This window comes from Pseudomonas sp. LS44, from assembly GCF_024730785.1.
GTDB lineage: Bacteria > Pseudomonadota > Gammaproteobacteria > Pseudomonadales > Pseudomonadaceae > Aquipseudomonas.
The window spans coordinates 850,083-871,575 of sequence record NZ_CP102830.1; the positions used below are offsets into that span (position 1 = coordinate 850,083).

General features: G+C 64.1%; 15 protein-coding genes. 5 read left to right on the plus strand and 10 right to left on the minus strand.

Annotated elements, in window-relative coordinates; all coding sequences use genetic code 11:
* Positions 1-83: 83 nt before the first annotated feature.
* On the minus strand, positions 84-974 hold the full coding sequence (locus tag NVV93_RS03770) for an ROK family protein (protein ID WP_258253118.1): 891 nt from the start codon (positions 972-974) through the stop codon (positions 84-86).
* 1,500 nt (positions 975-2,474) lie between these two features.
* On the opposite strand from NVV93_RS03770, the gene NVV93_RS20130 reads away from it, so the two are divergent.
* Positions 2,475-3,179 carry a methyl-accepting chemotaxis protein gene (locus NVV93_RS20130; RefSeq protein WP_375162921.1) on the plus strand — a complete coding sequence of 235 codons (705 nt, stop codon included), beginning with the start codon at positions 2,475-2,477 and terminating at the stop codon, positions 3,177-3,179.
* A 156-nt stretch (positions 3,180-3,335) separates the two neighbouring features.
* Here NVV93_RS20130 and NVV93_RS03780 read toward each other — a convergent pair whose 3' ends face one another.
* Positions 3,336-4,118, minus strand: a complete 783-nt coding sequence (locus tag NVV93_RS03780) for a TatD family hydrolase (protein ID WP_258253120.1) — start codon at positions 4,116-4,118, stop codon at positions 3,336-3,338.
* Positions 4,119-4,173: 55 nt separating this feature from the next.
* A complete protein-coding gene (locus tag NVV93_RS03785; RefSeq protein WP_258253121.1) occupies positions 4,174-5,757 on the minus strand; it encodes a peptide chain release factor 3 in 1,584 nt (527 codons plus the stop codon).
* 603 nt (positions 5,758-6,360) lie between these two features.
* Between NVV93_RS03785 and NVV93_RS03790 the strand changes: the two genes are divergently transcribed.
* Entirely contained in the window at positions 6,361-7,524 is a 1,164-nt protein-coding gene (locus NVV93_RS03790) for a type III PLP-dependent enzyme (RefSeq protein WP_258253122.1), read from the plus strand.
* Between the two features lie 47 nt (positions 7,525-7,571).
* Here the strand turns inward: NVV93_RS03790 and NVV93_RS03795 are convergent, their stop codons facing one another.
* Positions 7,572-8,366, minus strand: coding sequence for a tetratricopeptide repeat protein (locus tag NVV93_RS03795; RefSeq protein ID WP_375162902.1), 795 nt, complete (start codon positions 8,364-8,366; stop codon positions 7,572-7,574).
* The gene (locus NVV93_RS03800) at positions 8,363-9,043 is read right to left on the minus strand and encodes a Fe2+-dependent dioxygenase (RefSeq protein ID WP_258253123.1); all 681 of its coding nucleotides are present in this window, start codon (positions 9,041-9,043) and stop codon (positions 8,363-8,365) included. The genes NVV93_RS03795 and NVV93_RS03800 overlap by 4 nt, the downstream gene beginning before the upstream one ends.
* 223 nt (positions 9,044-9,266) lie before the next feature.
* Between NVV93_RS03800 and NVV93_RS03805 the strand changes: the two genes are divergently transcribed.
* The 3 genes from NVV93_RS03805 to NVV93_RS03815 all read left to right on the plus strand — a co-directional run bounded on the left by NVV93_RS03805 (position 9,267) and on the right by NVV93_RS03815 (position 15,246).
* Positions 9,267-11,582 (plus strand): TonB-dependent siderophore receptor, encoded by a 2,316-nt coding sequence (locus NVV93_RS03805; RefSeq protein WP_258253124.1) that lies wholly within the window; start codon positions 9,267-9,269, stop codon positions 11,580-11,582.
* A gap of 160 nt (positions 11,583-11,742) precedes the next feature.
* Positions 11,743-14,313 carry a sulfite reductase flavoprotein subunit alpha gene (locus tag NVV93_RS03810; protein WP_258253125.1) on the plus strand — a complete coding sequence of 857 codons (2,571 nt, stop codon included), beginning with the start codon at positions 11,743-11,745 and terminating at the stop codon, positions 14,311-14,313.
* A 177-nt stretch (positions 14,314-14,490) separates the two neighbouring features.
* Positions 14,491-15,246, plus strand: coding sequence for a 5-oxoprolinase subunit PxpA (locus NVV93_RS03815; protein WP_258253126.1), 756 nt, complete (start codon positions 14,491-14,493; stop codon positions 15,244-15,246).
* 222 nt (positions 15,247-15,468) lie between these two features.
* Here NVV93_RS03815 and NVV93_RS03820 read toward each other — a convergent pair whose 3' ends face one another.
* The 5 genes from NVV93_RS03820 to NVV93_RS03840 form a co-directional block, all read right to left on the minus strand.
* Positions 15,469-16,449, minus strand: coding sequence for a peptide ABC transporter ATP-binding protein (locus tag NVV93_RS03820; protein WP_258253127.1), 981 nt, complete (start codon positions 16,447-16,449; stop codon positions 15,469-15,471).
* Positions 16,442-17,419: an ABC transporter ATP-binding protein gene (locus tag NVV93_RS03825; RefSeq protein ID WP_258253128.1), complete on the minus strand. Its 978-nt coding sequence runs from the start codon at positions 17,417-17,419 to the stop codon at positions 16,442-16,444. The genes NVV93_RS03820 and NVV93_RS03825 overlap by 8 nt, the downstream gene beginning before the upstream one ends.
* 226 nt (positions 17,420-17,645) lie before the next feature.
* Positions 17,646-18,539: an ABC transporter permease subunit gene (locus NVV93_RS03830; protein WP_258253129.1), complete on the minus strand. Its 894-nt coding sequence runs from the start codon at positions 18,537-18,539 to the stop codon at positions 17,646-17,648.
* Between the two features lie 220 nt (positions 18,540-18,759).
* A complete protein-coding gene (locus tag NVV93_RS03835) occupies positions 18,760-19,770 on the minus strand; it encodes an ABC transporter permease subunit (RefSeq protein WP_258253130.1) in 1,011 nt (336 codons plus the stop codon).
* Between the two features lie 72 nt (positions 19,771-19,842).
* Positions 19,843-21,447, minus strand: a complete 1,605-nt coding sequence (locus tag NVV93_RS03840; protein ID WP_375162903.1) for an ABC transporter substrate-binding protein — start codon at positions 21,445-21,447, stop codon at positions 19,843-19,845.
* Positions 21,448-21,493: the final 46 nt, after the last annotated feature.

A 21,493-nucleotide genomic window follows, 5' to 3' on the forward strand; every position in this document is an offset into this window, starting at 1 on the left:
CAAGGCATTGCCATTGCCGGCCTGGCGGCCGGTCAGTGGGTTACGCCTACGGCTAACCCACCCTACGGATCTGCCTCAGGCGTTCAATCCCACAGCCAGGCGGCGCCGCGCACGCCGCTGGAATCGCCGTGGTGGGCCGGCACCAGGCGCGTGTTGACCTGGTCGGAGAAGACCTTGGCGCCCAGCAACGGCGGCACGCGGCGATACAGTTCGGCGACGTTCGACAAGCCGCCACCTAACACGATCACATGCGGATCGAGCAGGTTGATGACCGCCGCCAGCCCGCGCGCCAACTGTTCGCAATACTGGTTGAGCGCCGCTTCGGCGCTCGCCTGGCCATTCACCGCGGCTTGCACGATAGCTTGCGCGTCCAGGCCGAGAGCGCTGCGCGCCGCCCATCCAGGGCCGGACAGGAAGGTCTCCAGGCAATCGTCCAGCCCGCAATAGCAGCGGCGCGGCGGGCCATCCTCGGTGCATCGCCAGGGCAAAGGGTTATGTCCCCATTCGCCGGCTATGCCGTTCGGCCCACTGAGCAGGCGGCCATTGATGACCACCCCGGCGCCCACGCCGGTACCGAGGATGGCGGCGAATACCGTTCCCGCGCCGGCCCCGGCGCCGTCAGTGGCCTCCGAGAGGGCAAAACAGTCGGCATCGTTGGCCAGGCGCACGTCTCGTTGCAGCAGGCGTTCGAGATCGCCGCGCAAATCCTCGTCGATCAAACACACCGAGTTAGCATTTTTGACCCGCCCATGGTCAGGCGAGAGCGTGCCGGGAATGCCCACGCCGAGACTGCCTTGCTGGCCCAGTTCGGCTTCGGCTTCATGCACCAGACGGGCGATGCAGGCGAGGGTCGCGGTGTAGTCGCCTTGCGGGGTGGGCAGGCGTCGGCGCAAGCGTTCCTGGCCATTTTCGAGGGCGATAATCTCGATCTTGGTCCCGCCAAGGTCGATTCCGAGTCGTACAGGTGAGGTCATCTTTAACCTTAAGTTACACAGCGGCTGGCCGATATTAGGTATACAGAACTTCGAACTGACCGGCCGTTTAGGGTCGGCGGTGACCTAGCCAGGTTCTACCGGCGGAATGGGTACTGCCAATGAATTCAGCCATCCGCCGTAGCCAATAACAATAATGCGAACAGGGGACGTCTTGTGAAGACCGTGTTGTATCCGGCCATCGCGCTAATGAACCGTCTTAGTTTCGGCATGAAATTCAGCCTTATCAGTGTGCTGTTCTTCCTCCCGATGCTGGTCACTAACTTCTACCTGGTACGCGACTCCTACCATCAGTTCGTGTCGACTCGCGCCGAGCTGGAGAGCATCGATTTGCTCGGTTCCAGCCTCAAGCTGCGCCATGACCTGGAAAGCCTCAACGATCAGGTCAAGATCAATGCGCTGATCGGTCAATCCGGCAAGGCCGGCGATCTTGAAGGGCGCATTAGTCAGCTGGAAGAGCAGTTGCTCGGTCACCTGCAAGGTCTTGCGCCAGTGCTCAGCGATGCCGAACAGATCGAGGCATTTAACAGCCAGCGCGATGAGTTGATCGCCCAGCTAAAGGCCACCCAAGCGGAAACTTCGCTGCAAAGCAAGACTGCGCAGGTCGAGAAGCTGCTCAGTGGCGCGCAGGTATTCATCCAGTTGGTCGCCACGCAGGCCGGCTTTACCCAGGACACTCAGTCCGAGGTGCGTCAGCTCAGCGAGCTGGTCACCATCGTCACCCCCCAGGTCACTGGAATGCTCAGCGAGGGTCGCTCGGTGGGTGCCTCGTCGCTTGGTCAGGGTTTCCTCAATTCGTCCTCCAGCGGCAAGCTCGATGAGCTACTTCAGACGCTAGAGAAAAAGCACGCCGAATATGGCGTGGATCTGCAGGGTGCGATCGGCTCCAGCCCGGTGGCGCACAATTCCCTGCAGGCCCTGGCGGACGCCAGCCGGGCCGCATTGAAAGAAAGCGCCACGCTGATCGAAGACAAAGTGGTGGTTGCCGATACGCTGGACATGCCTTGGCAGAGCTTCTATGACCAAGTCAGCGCGCAGATGGACAAGACCTATCAGCTCAACGATGCGGTACTGGTGTTCCTCGACCAGCAACTGCAGCAGCGCCTGGGCGAGAAGCGTATCCAGATGGGCCTGCTGGTCAGCGCCTTGCTCGGAGTGTTCGTGTTGATCGGCTACCTGTATGCGGCGTTTTATGTGTCCACTCGCACCACGCTGAAAACCCTCGGCCAGGTGATGGACAAGGTGGCCGCCGGTGATATGACCGTCAGCTTCCGGGCGGAAAGTCGCGACGAGTTGGGCGAGCTGGGTGAGGTCTTCAATGGCACCGTGGCGAAGATCCGCAATCTGATCGAGCGGGTCGGCCGCACCGTCGTTGAGGTCGAGCGTCAGGCCGGTCGCGTCGAAGTGGTGTCCGGCGAGAGTAACCAGGCAGTCTCCGGGCAGCGCAGCCAGATCGAGCAAGTGGCCACGGCCATGAACGAGATGTCCGCCACCGCCCAGGAAGTCGCCCGTAGCGCTGCCGCCGCGGTCGACAGTGCGCACAGCGTTAACCAGGAAACCGTGAATGGTCGAGCCCTTGTCGAGTCGCAGGTCGGCAGCATCCAGCGGCTGGCCAATGAAATCGACCAGTCGGTGGTGGTGATCAACCAACTGGCCAGCGATAGCGCCTCGATCAGCCAGGTGCTCGATGTGATCAAGGGCATCGCCGAACAAACCAACTTGCTGGCCCTTAATGCCGCCATCGAGGCCGCCCGTGCCGGTGAGCAGGGTCGTGGTTTCGCGGTGGTCGCCGACGAGGTGCGCAATCTGGCCAAGCGCACCCAGCAGTCGACCGAAGAGATCGAGAAGATGATCGCCAAGCTGCAGGGCGGCGTCGGCGCGGCGGTGAAGACTATGAGCGTCAGTCACCAGATGGCCGACGGCACGGTCAACGAGTCGGGCAAGGTGCAGCTGGCGCTGGAGAACATCCTTGGCGCGGTGGGCATGATCGTCGACCAGAACCAGCAGATCGCCGCCGCCGCCGAGCAGCAGACCGCGGTGGCACATGACATCGACCAGAACATCGTCGAAATCAACCGGGCCGGCGAGCGCACTGCCGAGGGTGCCAGTCAGACCGAGCAGTCCAGTCGCGAGCTGAGTGGCCAGGTGGCGCAACTCAAGCAGCTGATTGGTGCGTTCCGCGTCTGAGCCGCGAGTGGTCAGACAAAGCCCGCCAATTGGCGGGCTTTGTCGTTATTGGGCTTTGTAGGGTGGGTTGAGCGAAGCGATACCCGCGCGGTGCGGCTTCGATGGGTGTCGCTGCGCTCAGGCTAGGCGCCCCGCCCATCCGACAACGTTTGGCTATTAGTTGGTCCAGCCGAACAGCGTGCAGGCGTTACGGCTGCTGGCGCTGGCCAGCTCGTCCGGGCTGATGTGCATCAGCTCGGCTAGCGCTGCACAGATATCCGGCAGGAATTCCGGGCTGTTGCGCTGCTGGGGGTACATGGCCGGTGCCATGTCCGGGGCGTCGGTTTCCAGTACTACGGCCTCCAGCGGCAACTCGGCGACCACCTTGTGCAAGCGGTGGGCCTGCGGCCAGGTCGCGGCGCCGCCCAAGCCGAGCTTGAAACCCAGCTTGAGGTATTCCCGCGCTTCCTCGCGGCTACCGGCGAAGGCGTGGATCACTCCCGCGCGCTTGAGGCGAAAACGCTTGAGAGTGGCGATGGTCGGCGCATGGGCGTGCCGCACATGCAGCAGCACCGGTAGTTCGAACTCGGCAGCGAGTTTCAGCTGCGCCTCGAACAGTGTCTGCTGGGCGTCGCGGTCGGGGTTGTCGATGTAGTAGTCGAGGCCGAATTCGCCGACCGCACAGAGTTTTGGATGGCCGGCCAGGCGTTGCAGCCAGTCGCGCAGCTCATCCATATGTTCGGGGCGGTGCTGGTCGAGATAGACCGGATGCAGGCCCAGCGCGGCGTAGACGCTGTCCTGCTGCAGTGCCAGATCCCACAAGCGTTGCCAGTTACTCTGGTACACGCCGAGCACCACTAGGCGCTCCACGCCCCGCGCGTGGCTGCGCGCCAGCAGCTCGGCGCGGTCGGCGTCGAAGTCAGGGAAATCCAGGTGGGTGTGGGTGTCGATCAGCTGCATGCGGCCAGTGTCGACCGCCGGGCGGCGGGCTGCAAGCAGCAGCCCGCAGTACGACTTAGTGATGCTCGCGGGTGGCGCGGAATTTCACGTCCGGCCAGCGCTCTTCCATCAGGCTCAGGTTGACGCGGGTCGGCGCCAGGTAGGTGAGGTGGCCACCGCCGTCGACGGCGAGGTTCTCGTAGGCCTTGTCCTTGAATTCCTTGAGCTTCTTCTCGTCGGCGCAGTCGATCCAGCGTGCCGACCAGACGTTGATCGCCTCGTAGGCGCACTCGACCTTGTATTCCTCCTTGAGGCGGCTGGCGACCACATCGAACTGCAGCACGCCGACGGCGCCGAGGATGATGTCGTTGTTGCGCTCGGGGAAGAACACCTGGGTGGCGCCTTCCTCGGCTAGTTCCTGCAGGCCCTGACGCAGCTGTTTGGATTTCAGCGGGTCTTTCAGGCGCACGCGGCGGAACAGTTCCGGGGCGAAGTGCGGGATGCCGGTGAAGCCGAGGTTTTCGCCTTCGGTGAAGGTGTCGCCGATCTGGATGGTGCCGTGGTTGTGCAGGCCGATGATGTCGCCGGCGAAGGCCTCTTCCAGCTGCTCGCGCTCGCTGGAGAAGAAGGTCAGCGCGTCGGCGATGCGCACATCTTTGCCGAGGCGCGCGTGGCGCATCTTCATGCCCTTCTCGTACTTGCCCGAGCAGATGCGCATGAAGGCGATGCGGTCGCGGTGTTTCGGGTCCATGTTCGCCTGGATCTTGAACACGAAGCCGCTGAATTTCTCCTCGGTCGGCTCGATCACCCGCTCGTGGGCGGCACGCGCCAGCGGTTGCGGGGCCCAGTCGACCACCGCGTCGAGCACATGGTCGACGCCGAAGTTGCCCAGCGCGGTACCGAAGAACACCGGGGTCAGCTGACCGGCGAGGAACTCGTCGCGATTGAATTCATGGCAGGCGCCCTGCACCAGTTCCAGCTGCTCGATGAAGCGCTCGTACTCGTCGCCCAGGTGCGCGCGGGCCTCGTCGGAGTCGAGGTGCTGGATGATCTTCACCTCGGTGCGCTCGTGCCCGTGGCCCGGGGTGTAGACGATGATGTAGTCGTCGGCCAGGTGATAGACACCCTTGAAATCGCGGTAGCAGCCGATCGGCCAGGTGATCGGCGCAGCTTTGATCTTCAGCACCGCCTCGATTTCGTCGAGCAATTCGATCGGGTCGCGAATGTCGCGGTCGAGCTTGTTGATGAAGCTGACGATCGGCGTGTCGCGCAGCCGGCACACGTCCATCAGGGCGATGGTGCGTGGCTCTACACCCTTGCCGCCGTCGAGCACCATCAGCGCCGAGTCCACCGCAGTCAGGGTGCGGTAGGTGTCTTCCGAGAAGTCTTCGTGGCCGGGGGTGTCGAGCAGGTTAATCATGTGCTCGCGGTAGGGGAACTGCATCACCGAGGTGGTGATGGAGATGCCACGTTGCTTCTCCATTTCCATCCAGTCGGACGTCGCATGGCGGTCGGACTTGCGCGACTTCACCGTACCGGCGACGGAAATCGCCTTGCCCATCAGCAAGAGCTTCTCGGTAATCGTGGTCTTACCGGCGTCGGGGTGGGAGATGATGGCGAAGGTGCGGCGTTTGCCGACTTCGATGGCCTGGGTGGTCATGGGTGCGTGCCTGGCTGGAAACGGTTGCGGGCTGAAGCAGCCCTGGCCGGGCGCCCCGAAAAACGCGGGATTATAGCGGGAAACGTCCAGCCAATCAGGCCGTGTGTCGATGGGCGTGATCAGCTGTTACGCAGCGAGCGCACTGTGGCAATTGGCGCGAGCCGTTCGACGGGGTGCGAGGAACCCTATGGCGGATAGTCTGTCTGTTAAAAAAGCCCTCGATGATGACCGCGACCATGGGTGTCGCCATTGATCGCCGATTCCTGTTTGGAAGGGTCTTCTGTGCAGCATTCCTGACGATTTGTTGAGGATTAAAGACAATCAGCCAGGCAGACGACAATTGGGGGTAAACCGGCGGTATTTTTTTATTGAACTCAGGGGCCTCAGGTCCTAAAGTTCGCGCCCGAACGTCCATGCTGGCAACGATCCATCCGGCTCAAGTACTGACGACGAGAGGCGAGCCACAGGCCCGTTCTCGGCGACATGCCTTGGGAAGTAGGCGAACCAAAGTGGGGAAACTGATCAGGCGTTCAGGCATCGCGATTTCCTTCGCGCGCCACCCCTAAGCACTTTCGTTTGTTTTGCCATTTGGAGTCCCTGAGCATGTCGATTGAGGTCGAAGACTATTACCCGCGCGAAACCTTCCAGAAAATGAAGGCCTTCGCCGACAAGCAAGAAACCCCGTTCGTAGTGATCGATACCCAGATCATCAGCCAGGCCTATGACGACCTGCGCGCCGGTTTCGAATTTGCCAAGGTGTATTACGCGGTCAAAGCCAACCCGGCTATCGAGATCATCGAGTTGCTGCGCGACAAGGGTTCGAACTTCGACATCGCCTCGATCTACGAGCTGGACAAGGTGCTGAGCGCCGGTGTCGGCCCGGAGCGTATGAGCTACGGCAACACCATCAAGAAAGCCCGCGATATCCGTTATTTCTACGACAAGGGTGTGCGCCTGTTTGCCACCGACTCGGAAGCCGACCTGCGTAACATCGCCAAGGCCGCGCCAGGCTCGAAAGTCTATGTGCGCATCCTTACCGAAGGCTCGACCACTGCCGATTGGCCGCTGTCGCGTAAATTCGGTTGCCAGACCGACATGGCCATGGACCTGCTGATCCTCGCTCGCGACCTGGGCCTGGTGCCTTACGGCATCTCCTTCCACGTCGGTTCGCAGCAGCGCGATATCTCCGTGTGGGATGCGGCTATCGCCAAGGTCAAGGTGATCTTTGAGCGCTTGAAAGAAGAAGACGGCATCGAGCTGAAACTGATCAACATGGGTGGCGGCTTCCCGGCCAACTACATCACCCGTACCAACAGCCTGGAAACCTACGCCGATGAAATCATCCGTTTCCTCAAGGAAGACTTCGGCGATGAGCTGCCGGAAATCATCCTCGAGCCGGGTCGTTCGTTGATCGCCAACGCCGGCATCCTGGTCAGCGAAGTGGTGCTGGTGGCGCGGAAGTCGCGTACCGCCGTGGAGCGCTGGGTATACGTCGATGTGGGCAAATTCTCCGGCCTGATTGAAACCATGGACGAATCGATCAAGTTCCCGATCTGGACCGAGAAGAAAGGCGAAGTGGAAGAAGTGGTCATCGCCGGCCCGACCTGCGACAGCGCCGACATCATGTATGAGAACTACAAGTACGGTCTGCCGCTCAACCTGGCCATCGGTGACCGCCTGTATTGGCTGTCCACCGGCGCCTACACCACCAGCTACAGCGCGGTGGAGTTCAACGGCTTCCCGCCGCTGAAGGCCTTCTACCTGTAAGCCGAGCTGCAACGAAAAAGCCCTGCATCTGCGGGGCTTTTTTGTGCTCAGGCGCTTTCGAGCAGTGCGGCGAGGGCTTCGCGGTCGTGTTCGTCGCCGAGTTCGGCGGCGCGACGGTGATAGTCCATGGCCAGGGCACGCAGCGGCGGTTGAGCGGCCGCGAGCAGGGCGGCGCGGGTCGCGCGGAAGAAACTTAGATTCCCGCCGGCGAGGGCCTGGCGTAGCCAGTGTTCGGCTTCGACAACCTGGCCCTGCGCGGCCAGGACCGCCGCCAGGCTGAACTGGCCACGGAAATCGCCACCCGCCGCGGAGCGTTGATACCAGTGCAGGGCCAAGGTCGGGTCGGCTGCGACACCGAGGCTTTCCTCATGATAACGGCCGACCAGGTTCATCGACTTGGCATGCCCTTGTTCGGCGGCGCGCAGGTACAACTGCAGGGCTTGGGTGTGATCCTGGGCGACACCGCGGCCGGTGGCCAGCAGGTTGGCGAGGTTGTACAGGCCCCAATCGAGTCCGTCCTCCGCCGCCTGCCGGTAGTGCTGGGCCGCTGCCGCCAGGTCGGTGTGGCCACCCCAGCCATGCTCCAGGCAGCGGCCGAGCATGTTGTGCGCCATGGCGTCGCCGGCCTGTGCGGCGATGCGAAACCATTGTCGCGCCAGCGGCTCGTCGCGCGTTATGCCACGGCCTTGCAGGAGGATCTGCCCGAGCAGGGTCTGTGCGTCGAGCATGCCCGCGGCGGCGGCGCTGAGAATCGCCCGCGCGGCACGCTGCGGATTGCTGCCCAACTGCTCGGCGAGTTGCGCGCCGTCGACCGACTCGCGGCGGCGCAGGACATGGCTCACACGTCCGCCCAGCGGCGCAGCAGGTTGTGATAGTTGCCGGTCAACTGGATCAACGCCGGGTGGTCGGGCACGTCCACGGTCAGGCGCTGGATGGCCTGGTCCATCTCGAACAGCAGGGTGCGCTGGCTGTCTTCGCGTACCAGGCTCTGCGTCCAGAAAAACGAGGCGTAGCGGGCGCCACGGGTGACGGCTTCGACCTTGTGCAGGCTGCTGGCCGGATACAGCAGCAGATCGCCGGCCGGCAGCTTGATCTGCTGACTGCCGTAGGTGTCCTGGATCACCAACTCGCCACCGGCGTAGTCGTCCGGGTCGCTGAAGAACAGCGTGGAGGACAAGTCGGTGCGCACGCGCTCCGGACTGTTCTTCACCTGGCGGATGGCGTTGTCGATATGAAAGTCGAACGCGCCGCCACCGGTGTAGCAATTGAACAGCGGGGGAAACACCTTGTGCGGCAGTGCCGCGGACATGAACAAGGGGTTCTGCCATAGGCGCTGGAGCATCACTTCGCTGATCTCGCGAGCCAGCGGGTCGTCGTCGCTCAACTGCAGGTTGCGTTTGGCTTTGGCCGACTGGTAACCGGCGGTGGCCTTGCCGTCGGCCCACTGTGCCTGTTCCAGGGCTTGGCGGATACGGTGGACTTCTTCGCGATTGAAGATGCCGGGGATGTGCAGAAGCATGGCGTTACCGGGCGCGAATGAAATTCGGCTGCCAATGTTAGAGATTCGCATCGGATCTGTAAAACCTGTGTCCGTCTGGCTCCGCAGTGGTGGCCACCATTCGCGCCATCAAGGAATGTAAAAATTTTGTAAACTTTTTGAATAAGAATTTCTTTCAATTGCAAATGTGTCCTTATTGAAATAACTTCCGCCGCCTTTGCAATCCCAAGGGGAGGGAAGCGTCATGTCTTGCACGTCCACGGAAACCACAGTTTCCTCGCCGCGTCTGCTTGCTACGGCAGTCGGCGTCGCCATTTCCACCCTGTCCGTCGCGCCGCTGGCGCAGGCCGCCGATGCCGTTGCCGCGAAGAAGCCGGGCGTGTCGCTGGATGCCACCAGCGTGGTTGGCGAGCAGGCGGAAGAGACCGGCTATCAGGTCGAGAAAGCGCAGTCGTCGAAATACACCGCGCCATTGGTGGATACCCCACGCTCGGTCACCGTGGTGCCGCAGCAAGTGCTGAAAGACACCGCTGCCGTTTCCCTGCAAGACGCGCTGCGCACCGTGCCAGGCATCACTATGGGTGCCGGTGAGGGTGGTAACCCGCAGGGTGATCGTCCGTTCATTCGTGGCTTCGATGCCCAGAGCGATACCTACTTGGATGGCGTGCGTGACACCGGTGCGCAGACCCGCGAGATATTCTCCGTAGAGTCGATCGAGGTCAGCAAAGGCCCGAACTCCTCCATGGGCGGTCGCGGCTCGGCCGGGGGCAGCATCAACCTGGTGAGCAAGAAGGCCCACCTCGGCGACTCCTTCGATGGCGGTTTCACCTGGGGCTCCGACCAGACCCAGCGCTACACCCTGGATGGCAACTACCAGTTCAACGAAACGTCCGCTGGCCGTCTCAACCTGATGAGTCACGAGAGCAACGTGGCCGGGCGTGACAAGGTCAACTATGACCGTTGGGGCATCGCCCCGTCGGTGGCGTTCGGACTGGGCACGGCGACCCGCGTGAACCTCGACTTCTATCACATGGAAAGCAACGACCTGCCTGACTCCGGCATCCCGTATGGCTACTCCGTGGGCAACGCGCACACCGCGGCCAGCCCGGACAAGCCGACCGACGGCGGCGACAGCAGCAATTTCTATGGTCTGACCAACCGCGACTTCCGCAAGACTCGTGCGGACATCGCCACCTTCGCCATTGAGCACGACCTCAACGACTCGCTGACCATCAAGAACACCCTGCGCCATGGCAACAGCATGCAGGACTACATCCTGACCCAGCCGGACGATAGCAAGGGCAACGTGAACAATGGTTCGGTGTGGCGGCGGATCAACAGCCGGGTCGGCAATACCGCGACCACCACCAACCAGACTGACCTGTTCGGCGAATTCCAGCTGGCCGGCTTCAAGAACAGCTTTTCCACCGGCATCGAGTTCAGCCACGAAGAATCGGACATTTCCAGCTACACGGTGAACACCGATACCACGCCTAGGTCGCCTGCCACTGCCAGTACCAACTGCACGCCGGCCATGATCGGCGCGTCCAGCGGCTACAACTGCACCTCGCTGAGCAATCCCAACCCGGACGATCCGTGGAACGGCAGTGTCGCGCGCAACTATCTGGGCACCGACACTACCGCTGATACCCGCTCCATCTATGGCTTCGACACCATTGAGCTCGATCCCCAGTGGCTGCTCAACCTCGGCCTGCGCTACGACAGTTTCGATACGGACGCCAAGACCACCGCGGCGACCGGCGTGACCAAGCTCTCCAACGACAGCAATTTCTGGAACGGCCAGATCGGCCTGGTCTGGAAGCCGGCCGAAAACGGCAGCATCTACACCTCGTACGCCACCTCGTCGACGCCGCCCGGCGCGATGATCGGCGAAGGCATCGACGGCAACCCACTGACAGCGGCCACGCTGAACAACGAACTGGAGCCGGAAGACACCAAGAACTACGAGTTGGGGACCAAGTGGGACGTGCTTGATAACCGCCTGTCGCTGACCGCGGCGATCTTCCGCACCGAGAAGGAAAACACCCGGATCCTGGTCAGCAACAACACCTACGAAAACGCCGGCAAGACCCGCGTCGACGGCATCGAGCTGAGCGCCACTGGCAAGCTGACCGACAAGTGGCAGGTATTCGCCGGCTACAGCTATCTGGATAGCGAACTGGTCGATCCGGGCTTGCCTGGTAACCGCCAGAATCAGGTCACCGGCGCTAGCAATCCGGCCAAGGGCAACGAAATGCCCAACACGCCGAAAAACAGCTTCAGTTTGTGGACCACCTATGAGGTCGTACCGAAGCTCACCGTTGGTGGTGGCGCCTTTTATGTCGATGATGTTTTTGGCGATAACAACAACACGGTTTATGTGCCGTCCTACTGGCGCTACGACGCGATGGCCAGCTACCAGCTGACCAACAACGTCGACCTGCAGCTGAACGTGCAGAACCTCACCGACGAGGTCTACTACGACAAGGCCTACGCCAACCACTTCGCCAACCAGGCGGCCGGGCGTACCGCGTTGTTCAGCACCAACCTGCACTTCTAACGCGAGTTGATACACAAGCCCGCCAGGCAGTATGTCTGGCGGGTTTTTTCATTTAGGGACGTTGAGTAAGCGTTCGGTAAAGGCTCCCAAGTGCAAGAAGCTCTCAAATAGAATTGCACGGTCCTGCCATGTCGGCCGGACAGATCAAGGTGACGGCGTCGTGTTCAAGAAAATTCTCTTCCAACTGCACTGGTTCTTCGGCATCACCGCCGGCCTGGTATTGGCCCTGATGGGGATTACCGGTGCGCTCTACGCCTTCGAGGGCGAGATCAGCCGGGCGCTGAATCCGGACGTACTGCGCGTGCAGGTGCGCGATGGCGGGCCGCTGACGCCAGCCGAGCTGGTCGCGAAGATCGAACCGGTTGCTGGCAAAACCGTATCCGACCTGCGGATCGATACCCGCGACGACAGCGCGGCGCGGGTGTACTTCACCCCGCCGCCGGGTGAACGACGCGGGCCGATGCGTTTCTTCGATCCGTATACCGGTGAGCTGCTTGATAATCCGACGGGTCAGCAATTTTTCGACCTGATGTTGAAGCTGCACCGCTTCCTGGCCATCGGCGAAACCGGCAAACAGATCACCGCCGCCAGCACCTTGGCGCTGGTGTTCTTCTGCCTGTCTGGGTTGTACCTGCGCTGGCCGCGCAAGGCGCTGAACTGGCGCGCCTGGCTGACTCTCGATTGGGCCAAGAAAGGCCGCAGCTTCAACTGGGACTTGCATTCGGTGGCCGGCACCTGGTGCCTGGTGTTCTATCTCTGCGCTGCGCTGACCGGGCTGTATTGGTCCTACGACTGGTATCGCGAAGGCCTCAACAAGCTGCTCGCCGATGCTCCAGCCGGCCAGCAACGCGGCAAACCCGGCGAGGCGCGGGGGGAGAGGCGTGGCGAAGGGCGCCAGGGCGGGCGCGGCATGCCGGCACCGTCCGGGCCACGGCCAGTGATCGATTACACGGCGGTGTGGAACAGCATCCAGAGCGCTGCCGGTCCGCAGCTGGCCGCCTATAACCTGCGTCTGCCGCCGGTGGCCGGCCAGCCGGCGACGGTGTTCTACCTGCTCGCCGATGCCGAGCACCCGCGTGCGCTCAATCAAATCGAGCTGGACCCGACCAGCGGCAAGATCACCCGACATGAGCGTTACGCCGACAAGAGCTTCAAGGCGCAGTTGCTGGCCAGCGTTTACGCCCTGCACGTTGGCGAATATTTCGGTTTGCCCGGGCGCATCCTGATGATGCTCGCCAGTGCGGCGATGCCGCTGTTCTTCATCACCGGCTGGCTGCTCTACCTCGATCGGCGGCGCAAGAAGCGCGCGGTCAAGGCGGCCCGTGGCGCGCTGGGCGACAGCGCCGGCGGCGATGGCTGGTTAATTGGCTTCGCCAGCCAGAGCGGCTTCGCCGAGCAATTGGCCTGGCAGACCGCTGGGCAGTTGCAGGCGGCCGGTCTGCCGGTGCGTGTCGAGGCCCTGGCCAAGCTCGACGAACAGAGCCTGCGCCAGGCGCGCAAGGCGCTGTTCGTGGTCAGCACCTTCGGTGACGGTGAGGCGCCGGATAGCGCGCGTGGCTTTGAGCGCAAGTTGCTAGGCCAGCGCCTCGCACTCGACCAACTCAGTTATGCGGTGCTGGCCCTCGGCGATCGACAGTACGAACAGTTCTGCGGGTTCGCCCGGCGCCTGCGCAGCTGGCTCGACGGGCAGGGCGCGCGCAGTCTGTTCGCCCCGATTGAGGTGGACGGCAGCGACGCGCTGGCCCTCGATCGCTGGCAGCACCAGCTCGGCGAGCTGACCGGCGCGCAACCGCTGGCAGTCCAGGACGCGGTGTTCGGCCGCTGGACCCTGAACCAGCGTGAGCGGCTCAACCCGGGCAGTCAGGGTGGCCCGACCTTCCTCGTCGGCCTGACCCCGGAGCAGCCTTGCAGCTGGGTCGCTGGCGACATCCTCGAAGTGCTGCCACGGCACAGCGAGGCGCGGGTGCGCGAGTGGTTGGCGGCGCATGGCCTGGACGGCTCTGAGTGGGTCAACGTCGGCCCGCTGGCGCAGCCGCTGCACGAGGCACTGGCCAGCCGCCAGTTGCCCGACAGCGCGGCCCATTTGGTCGGGCTGCATGCCCAGGCGCTGCTCGATGCGCTGGTGCCGCTGATGGCGCGCGACTATTCAATCGCCTCGTTGCCGAGCGACGGTGCGCTGGAGCTGATCGTGCGCGAGGAGCGGCATGTCGATGGACGCCTCGGTCTCGGTTCCGGCTGGCTCACCGAGCAGGTGCCGGTTGGCGGCTCGCTGGTCGCGCGGCTGCGCCACAACAGCAGCTTCCACGCCCCGGAAGACGACCGCCCGGTGATCCTGATCGGCAACGGCACCGGCATCGCCGGTCTGCGCGCGCTGCTCAAGGCGCGCATCGTCGCCGGCCACGCGCGCAACTGGCTGCTGTTCGGCGAGCGCAACCTCGAGCATGACTTCTACTTCCGCGCTGAACTGGAGCAGGCCCTGGCCAACGGCGAGTTGCAACGTCTGGACGTGGCGTTCTCCCGCGACCAGGTGGAGAAGGTCTACGTGCAGGACCGTCTGCGCCTGTCCGCCGACGAACTGCGCCGCTGGCTGGCCGACGGCGCGGCGCTCTACGTCTGTGGCAGCCTGGAAGGCATGGCCGGCGGCGTCGACGCGGTGCTGCGCGAGGTGCTCGGCGACGCTGCCGTGCAACAACTGATCGAAGAGGGCTGCTACCGCCGCGACGTGTATTGAGTCGTAGGATGGGTCGGGCCGCGCAGGCTCAACCTGCGCGTCCCGCCCCGTCCTACGGGCTGGGTGGCAATCCACAGGGTGGCGGTCCACGGAGTGCCGCCCCGCCTACAGCGCTGGACCAATTGGCCATCGTCTGGTTTAACCTGAGCGACACATCCAACTGGAAAGAGGTTTTCCATGACTCCGGCCAAGCCGCGCATTCTGCTCAACTGCGACATGGGCGAAAGCTTCGGTGCCTGGCGCATGGGTGACGATGCCCACGCCATGCCGCTGGTGGATCAGGCCAATCTGGCCTGCGGTTTTCACGCCGCCGATCCGCTGACCATGCAACGCACCGTGGCCTTGGCGGTGCAGCATGGGGTGAGTATCGGCGCCCATCCAGCGTATCCGGATCTGGTCGGTTTCGGCCGTCGTCATCTGGCCTGTTCGGCCGAGGAGGTCGAGGCGCTGGTGCTGTATCAGCTTGGCGCTCTTGACGCCTTCTGCCGCGCGGCTGGAACCCAACTCGCCTACGTCAAACCGCATGGTGCGCTGTACAACGACCTGGTCCGCGACGACGAGCTGTTGATGGCCGTGCTGCGTGCCTGCGCACAGTTCCGCCGGGGGCTGCCGTTGATGGTCCTGGCCTTGGCCGACAACAGTCGCGAGCGGCGTCTGGCTGAGGCGGTCGACGTGCCACTGCTGTTCGAGGCCTTCGCCGACCGTGCCTATCTGGCCGATGGGCAATTGGCGCCGCGGCGTCTGGCCGGTGCGGTGCATGCGCAAGCGGAGCGGATACTCAGCCAGGCGCTGAGCATCGCGCGCGGCGAACCGTTCGCCGATCTGGATGGCAAGCCTGTGCAGCTGCAGGCCGACAGCCTCTGCGTGCATGGCGACAATCCCGAATCGCTGGCCGTGTTGCGCCGCTTGCGGGCCATGCTCGACGCCGCCTGATCAGATCAGATTCGTAGGGTGGGTTAGCCGTAGGCGTAACCCACCGAGCAGGCCGGACGCATGTGTCCAGGGCGGCGGCGCTGGCGGGTTACGCCGCTTCGCGGCTAACCCGGCCTACAAAAGCGCTGCGCAACATGTAATCGGTACATGGCCCAAAAACAGACGAAGAGCTGCAGTTTACGAGCTGCAGGCCGACGCCGCTTGAGCTGCTTAGGATCGCTCTCAGACGTTGATCTGTTCCGCGTAATGACAGGCCACCTGGCGCGCATCGAGCAGGCGCAGCGCCGGCACCTCGGCTCGGCAGCGCTCGGTCGCATAGGGGCAGCGGGTATGGAAGGCGCAACCGGAGGGCGGCGCGAGTGGATTGGGCAGTTCGCCGGTGAGCTTCAGCGGCGCCTTGTGCGGCTGCTGTTGAATGCTCGGGGTCGCCGCCAGTAGCGCCTGGGTGTACGGGTGCAGCGGGCGGCTGTAGATCAGCGCGCTGGGCCCCATCTCCACGGCGCGGCCGAGATACATCACCAGCACGTCATCGGCGATATGCCGGACCACCGCCAGGTTGTGGGAAATGAACACGTAGGCGGTGCCGAACTGTTCCTGCAGATCCATGAACAGGTTGAGCACCTGCGCCTGGATCGACACGTCGAGCGCCGAGGTCGGCTCGTCGGCGACCAGCACCTTGGGATGCAACATCATCGCCCGGGCCAGGGCGATGCGTTGGCGCTGGCCGCCGGAAAACATGTGCGGATAGCGCTGGTAGTGCTCGGCGCGCAGGCCGACCTGCTGCATCATCGCCTGCACCTGCTCGCGGCGTTCGCTGCGCGTCAATGGTGTGTTGATCAGCAGCGGCTCGGCCAGTTGGTCGCCGATCTTCTGACGCGGATTGAGCGAGGCGTAAGGGTTCTGGAAGACCATCTGCACGTCGCGGCGCAGTTGCTTGCGGGTCGCCTTGTCGGCACCGCTGACTTCCTGGCCGGCGAGCTGCAACGAGCCCGAACTCGGTTCCTCGATCAGCGTCAGGGCACGCGCCAGGGTCGACTTGCCGCAGCCCGACTCGCCGACCACCGCCAGCGTCTGGCCGGCCTGCAACTCGAACGACACGCCATTTAGCGCGCGCACCTGCGCGGGAGCGCGGAACAGGCCGCGCGACACGCTGTAATAGCGGGTCAACTCGCGGGCGCTAAGGACTATCTCGCGCTCACTCATCGTGCGCCTTACCCAGATTGAGCGGATAGAAGCAGCGCACCGCACCATGCGCATGGGCGTCCAGGCCCGGTCGCTGCGCATGACAATTGGCCTGCACGTACGGACAGCGCGGCGCCAGCAGGCAACCGTGCGGGCGGTCATAACGGCCCGGGACGATGCCGGGCAGGGTGGCCAGCCGGTGGGCGCCGAGGTTGTGTTCGGGAATCGCCTTGAGCAGCGCCTCGGTGTACGGATGGCTGGGCGCGGCGAACAGGCGCGGCAGGCTGCCAATTTCCACGGCCTGACCGGCATACATCACGCAGACCCGCTGCGCGGTTTCGGCGACCACCGCGAGGTCATGGCTGATGAGCACCAAGGCCATGCCCTGGTCGCGTTGCAGGCCGAGCAGCAGCTCCATGATCTGCGCCTGGATGGTTACATCCAGCGCGGTGGTCGGCTCGTCGGCGATCAGCAGTTTCGGCTCGCCGGCAATCGCCATGGCAATCGCCACACGCTGGCTCATGCCGCCGGAGAGCTGATGCGGGTAAGCGTCCAGGCGGCTGGCGGCGGCGGGGATTTCCACCCGTTCGAGCAGTTCGAGAGCGCGCTGGCGAGCGGCGCGACCGCGCAGGCCGAGGTGCTGGCGCAGGACTTCTTCGATCTGGAAGCCGACCGTGTAGCTGGGATTGAGCGCGCTCATCGGGTCTTGAAAGATCATCGCCAGGTCTTTGCCGACGATGCGCCGGCGCTGGCGGCCCTTGAGGCTGAGCATGTCGTGTCCGGCGAAGTGCAGGGCGTCGGCGCTCACCCGGCCAGGCGGATCGATCAGGCCGAGCAGCGCCAGCATGGTCACTGACTTGCCAGAACCGGACTCGCCGACGATCGCCAGCACCTCGCCGTTGTCGACGCTCAGGTCGAGGCCGTCGACCACCGGCACCGCCTCGGCGCCGCCAAAGCGCACGCTGAGGTTTTGGATGTCGAGCAGGCTCATCAGGGTGTTCTCTTGTGCACGGACTGCCCCCTCGCCCATTCATGGGAGAGGGTTGGGGAGAGGGCGGCTGACGACTCAGGCGCCGGTTTGCCCTCTCCCCCGGCCCCTCTCCCCCTCTCCATAGAAAGAAAGGCGGGAGAGGGGAGGTAGCCCGGATGCAATCCGGGACTTTGGGACCGGGTTCCCCCGGATTGCATCCGGGCTACTCGACTGTTCATCTGGCACCTCATTGGGCGTTCTTCAGCTTCGGGTCGAGCGCATCGCGCAGGCCGTCGCCGACCAGGTTGATCGCCAATACGCTGAGCAGAATGGTCAGCCCCGGCAGGGTCACCACCCACCAGGCACGCTCGATGTAGTCGCGGGCCGAGGCCAGCATGGTGCCCCACTCAGGGGTCGGCGGCTGCACGCCCAAGCCGAGAAAGCCCAGGGCCGCGGCATCCAGAATCGCCGCGGAAAAACTCAGGGTGGCCTGCACGATCAGCGGCGCCAGACAGTTGGGCAGCACGCTGACGAACATCAGGCGCAACGTGCCGGCACCGGCCAGGCGCGCGGCGGTCACGTAGTCGCGGTTCAGTTCGCCGAGCACCGCGGCGCGGGTCAGGCGCACGTAGGAGGGCAGCGAGACGATGGCGATGGCGATCACCGTATTGCGCAGGCCGGGGCCGAGGATGGCGACGATGGCCACGGCCAGCAGCAAGGCCGGCAGGGCCAGCATGATGTCCATCAGGCGCATGATCGCCGGGCCCAGGTGACGCGGGAAAAAGCCCGCGACCAGACCCAGCAACACGCCGGGAAACAGCGATAGCAACACCGAAGCCAGGCCGATCAGCAGTGACAGGCGCGCACCGTGGATCAGCCGCGAGAGCAGGTCGCGGCCCAGCTCGTCGGTGCCTAGCGGGAAGCGCCAGCTGCCGCCCTCCAGCCAAGCCGGCGGGCTGAGCATGAAGTCGCGAAACTGCTCGCCGGGATCGTGCGGCGCGAGCCAGGGGGCGAACAGCGCGCAGGCCACCACCAGCAGCATGAACAGCAACCCAGCGAGCGCGCCCTTGTTATGCGCAAAGCCCTGCCAGAACTCGCGCAGCGGTGAGGGATAGGCCAGCGGCGGCGCGCTACTAATCATCGCGAGAGCCTTGTAGGAGCGAATTCATTCGCGATCAGCGTTGGCAGGCAATGGCGAGGATCGCGAATGAATTCGCTCCTACGCGGTGGCTGTTCCGAGCGTTGGCAGCAGGCGATTCGATGGGGTGTAGGAGCGGATTCATCCGCGATAAGGACCGACTCGGTGTAAGCAGCATCGCGAATGAATTCGCCCCTACAAAATCGGGTGCGTTTTGGGCTGTTCATCGGGCGTGCCTGATCCGTGGGTTGGCCAGACCGTAGAGCATGTCGACCACGAAGTTGACCAGGATCACCAGGCAGGCGATCAGCAGGATGCCGTTCTGCACCACCGGATAATCGCGGGCGCTGATCGCCTCGATCAGCCATTTGCCGATCCCTGGCCAGGAGAAAATGGTTTCGGTCAGCACCGCGCCGGAGAGCAGCGCGCCGACCTGCAGGCCGAACACTGTGAGCACCGGAATCAGCGCATTGCGCAGGCCATGCACGAACACCACTCGTGCCGGCGACAGGCCCTTGGCACGGGCGGTGCGGATGTAGTCCTCGCCGAGCACTTCGAGCATCGCCGAGCGGGTCATCCGCGCGATCACCGCCAGCGGAATGGTACCGAGCACGATGGCCGGCAGGATCAAGTGGCGCAGGGCATCGAGAAAGGCGCCGGGCTCATCGCTGAGCAGGCTGTCGATCAGCATGAAGCCGCTGCGCGGTTCGATATCGTAGAGCATGTCGATGCGCCCGGACACCGGCGTCCAGCCGAGCCCGACGGACACAACGATCTGCAGCATCAAACCCCACCAGAAAATCGGCATCGAATAGCCGGTCAGCGCCAGGCCCATCACGCCGTGATCGAACCAGGAACCGCGTTTCAGGGCGGCGACCACGCCCGCGAGCAGACCCAGGCAGCCGGCGAACAGCAGGGCGGCGATGGCCAGTTCGAGGGTCGCGGGAAACAGGGCGAGAAATTCCTGCCAGACGTTTTCGCCGGAGCGAAACGAGCGGCCCAGGTCACCCTGCGCGAGTTGGCCGATGTAATCCAGGTATTGCATCACCAGCGGCTTATCCAGGCCCAGGCGCTGCATGGCTTCGGCATGCGCCTGCGGGTCGAGGCGGCGCTCGCCCATCATCACTTCCACCGGATCGCCGGGGATCAGGCGGATCAGCGCGAAGGTCAGCAGGGTCACACCGAAAAAGGTCGGGATCAGCAACCCCAGGCGGCGGGCGATAAACGACAGCATCAGGCGGCGGTACTCGGTATCAGGTGGCTTGGCGGCGCGGCGACATGGGCCGCGTCTGCGTTGTGCAGGTGATTATTCCTGTTTCAGCCGCACTCTGGCGAAATTGTTCGAACCCAGCGGGCTCATCTGGAAGCCTTCGACCCGCGTGCTGAACAGGTTGAACAGCTTCGGATGGGCCAGCGGAATCCACGGTGCCTGCTCATGGAAGATCGTCAGCGCCTCGCGGTACAGCGCGGCGCGCTCGGTCTGTGCGCGGCTCTGCCGGGCCTGGCGAATCAGCGCGTCGAAATGCGGATCGCACCAGCCGGCCTGGTTTTCCCCGGATGCCGCGGCGGCGCAGGACAGGTTGGGGGTGAGGAAGTTGTCCGGGTCACCGTTGTCGCCGACCCAGCCCATGAACACCAGATCATGCTCGCCGCGCTTGGCCCGCTTGATCAGCTCGCCCCACTCGTAGACGCGCACGTCCGCCTGGATGCCGATGGCGGCGAGGTCGGCCTGCAGCATCTGCGCGCCGATGCCGGGGTTGGGATTGGTCGGCCCGCCGCCCGGACGGGTCCAGATCGACAGCTTGAGACCCTCGGCAATCCCGGCGGCCTTGAGCAGCTCGCGCGCGCGCGCGGGATCGTGCGGCCAGTCGGCGATGTCCGGGTTGTAGCCAAGCAGGCTGGGCGGGAACGGATTCACCGCCGGGCTGGCACCCTCGCCGTATTGGGCGCGCAGGTAGGCCTGCTTGTCGAACGCCAGGTTGATCGCCTGACGCACGCGCACATCGTCGAGCGGCGGATGGCGGGTGTTGAGGGCGACGTAGGCGACCATCAGCGCGTCCTGCTCGCCGAGGCGCAGCTGCGTCTGCTCGCGCAGCGCCGGTACATCGGTGGGTTTCGGATACAGCGCGACCTGACAGGCGCCGGCCTTGATCTGCTGCACGCGCACGTTCGGATCGGGGGTGATGGCGAACAGCAAGCGCTCGATCGCCGGCTTGCCGGCCCAGTAGTCCGGATTGGCGCGGTAGCGGATTTGCGCGTCCTTGGCGTAGCGCTCGAAGACGAACGGGCCGGTACCAATGGGCTGGCTGTTGAGGCGGTCGGGTTGACCGGTCTTGAGCAACTGGTCGGCGTATTCGGCGGAATAGATCGAGGCGAAACCCATCGCCAAATTAGCCAGGAATGGTGCTTCGGGATGCTTGAGGACGAAGCGTACGTGGCGCGCATCGAGCGTCTCGATGCGCTCGATCAGCTCGCCAAGGGCCATCGACTCGGCGTAGGGAAAGCCGCGCGCGCTGAGCGCATGCCAGGGGTGGCGCGGGTCGAGCTGGCGCTGGAAACTCCACTGCACGTCGGCGGCGCTGAAGCTGCGGCTGGGGGTGAACCAGGGCGTGCGATGGAACTGCACGTGGTCGCGGAGTTGGAAGGTGTAGCTCAGTCCATCGGCGGAAATTTCCCAGCTTTCCGCCAGCGCCGGGACGATCCGCGTGGTGCCGGGGGCGAATTGCACGAGGCGATCGAACAGCGTTTCCGCCGAGGCATCGGCCGTGGTCGCGGCGGTGTACTGGACGATATCGAAGCCTTCCGGACTGGCTTCGGTGCAGACCACCAAGGCGTCATTGGCGGCCAGCGCGGGCAGGGCGAACAACAGGCTGGCCAGCAGGACGAAAAGGCGGCGCGAGCAATGCGGCATGCGGTTCATCCAATCCAGGAAGGGCTGCGGCCAGCCTAGGTGCGCC

Excerpts from the sequence above, each read along its gene's own strand:
- NVV93_RS03780 (WP_258253120.1), bottom strand. The coding sequence starts at position 4,118 with ATGCAGCTGATCGACACCCACACCCACCTGGATTTCCCTGACTTCGAC.
- NVV93_RS03770 (WP_258253118.1), bottom strand. The coding sequence starts at position 974 with ATGACCTCACCTGTACGACTCGGAATCGACCTTGGCGGGACCAAGATC.
- NVV93_RS20130 (WP_375162921.1), top strand. The coding sequence starts at position 2,475 with ATGTCCGCCACCGCCCAGGAAGTCGCCCGTAGCGCTGCCGCCGCGGTC.
- NVV93_RS03805 (WP_258253124.1), top strand. The coding sequence starts at position 9,267 with ATGTCTTGCACGTCCACGGAAACCACAGTTTCCTCGCCGCGTCTGCTT.
- NVV93_RS03820 (WP_258253127.1), bottom strand. The coding sequence starts at position 16,449 with ATGAGTGAGCGCGAGATAGTCCTTAGCGCCCGCGAGTTGACCCGCTAT.
- NVV93_RS03800 (WP_258253123.1), bottom strand. The coding sequence starts at position 9,043 with ATGCTTCTGCACATCCCCGGCATCTTCAATCGCGAAGAAGTCCACCGT.
- NVV93_RS03840 (WP_375162903.1), bottom strand. The coding sequence starts at position 21,447 with ATGCCGCATTGCTCGCGCCGCCTTTTCGTCCTGCTGGCCAGCCTGTTG.
- NVV93_RS03830 (WP_258253129.1), bottom strand. The coding sequence starts at position 18,539 with ATGATTAGTAGCGCGCCGCCGCTGGCCTATCCCTCACCGCTGCGCGAG.
- NVV93_RS03825 (WP_258253128.1), bottom strand. The coding sequence starts at position 17,419 with ATGAGCCTGCTCGACATCCAAAACCTCAGCGTGCGCTTTGGCGGCGCC.
- NVV93_RS03815 (WP_258253126.1), top strand. The coding sequence starts at position 14,491 with ATGACTCCGGCCAAGCCGCGCATTCTGCTCAACTGCGACATGGGCGAA.
- NVV93_RS03785 (WP_258253121.1), bottom strand. The coding sequence starts at position 5,757 with ATGACCACCCAGGCCATCGAAGTCGGCAAACGCCGCACCTTCGCCATC.
- NVV93_RS03790 (WP_258253122.1), top strand. The coding sequence starts at position 6,361 with ATGTCGATTGAGGTCGAAGACTATTACCCGCGCGAAACCTTCCAGAAA.
- NVV93_RS03835 (WP_258253130.1), bottom strand. The coding sequence starts at position 19,770 with ATGCTGTCGTTTATCGCCCGCCGCCTGGGGTTGCTGATCCCGACCTTT.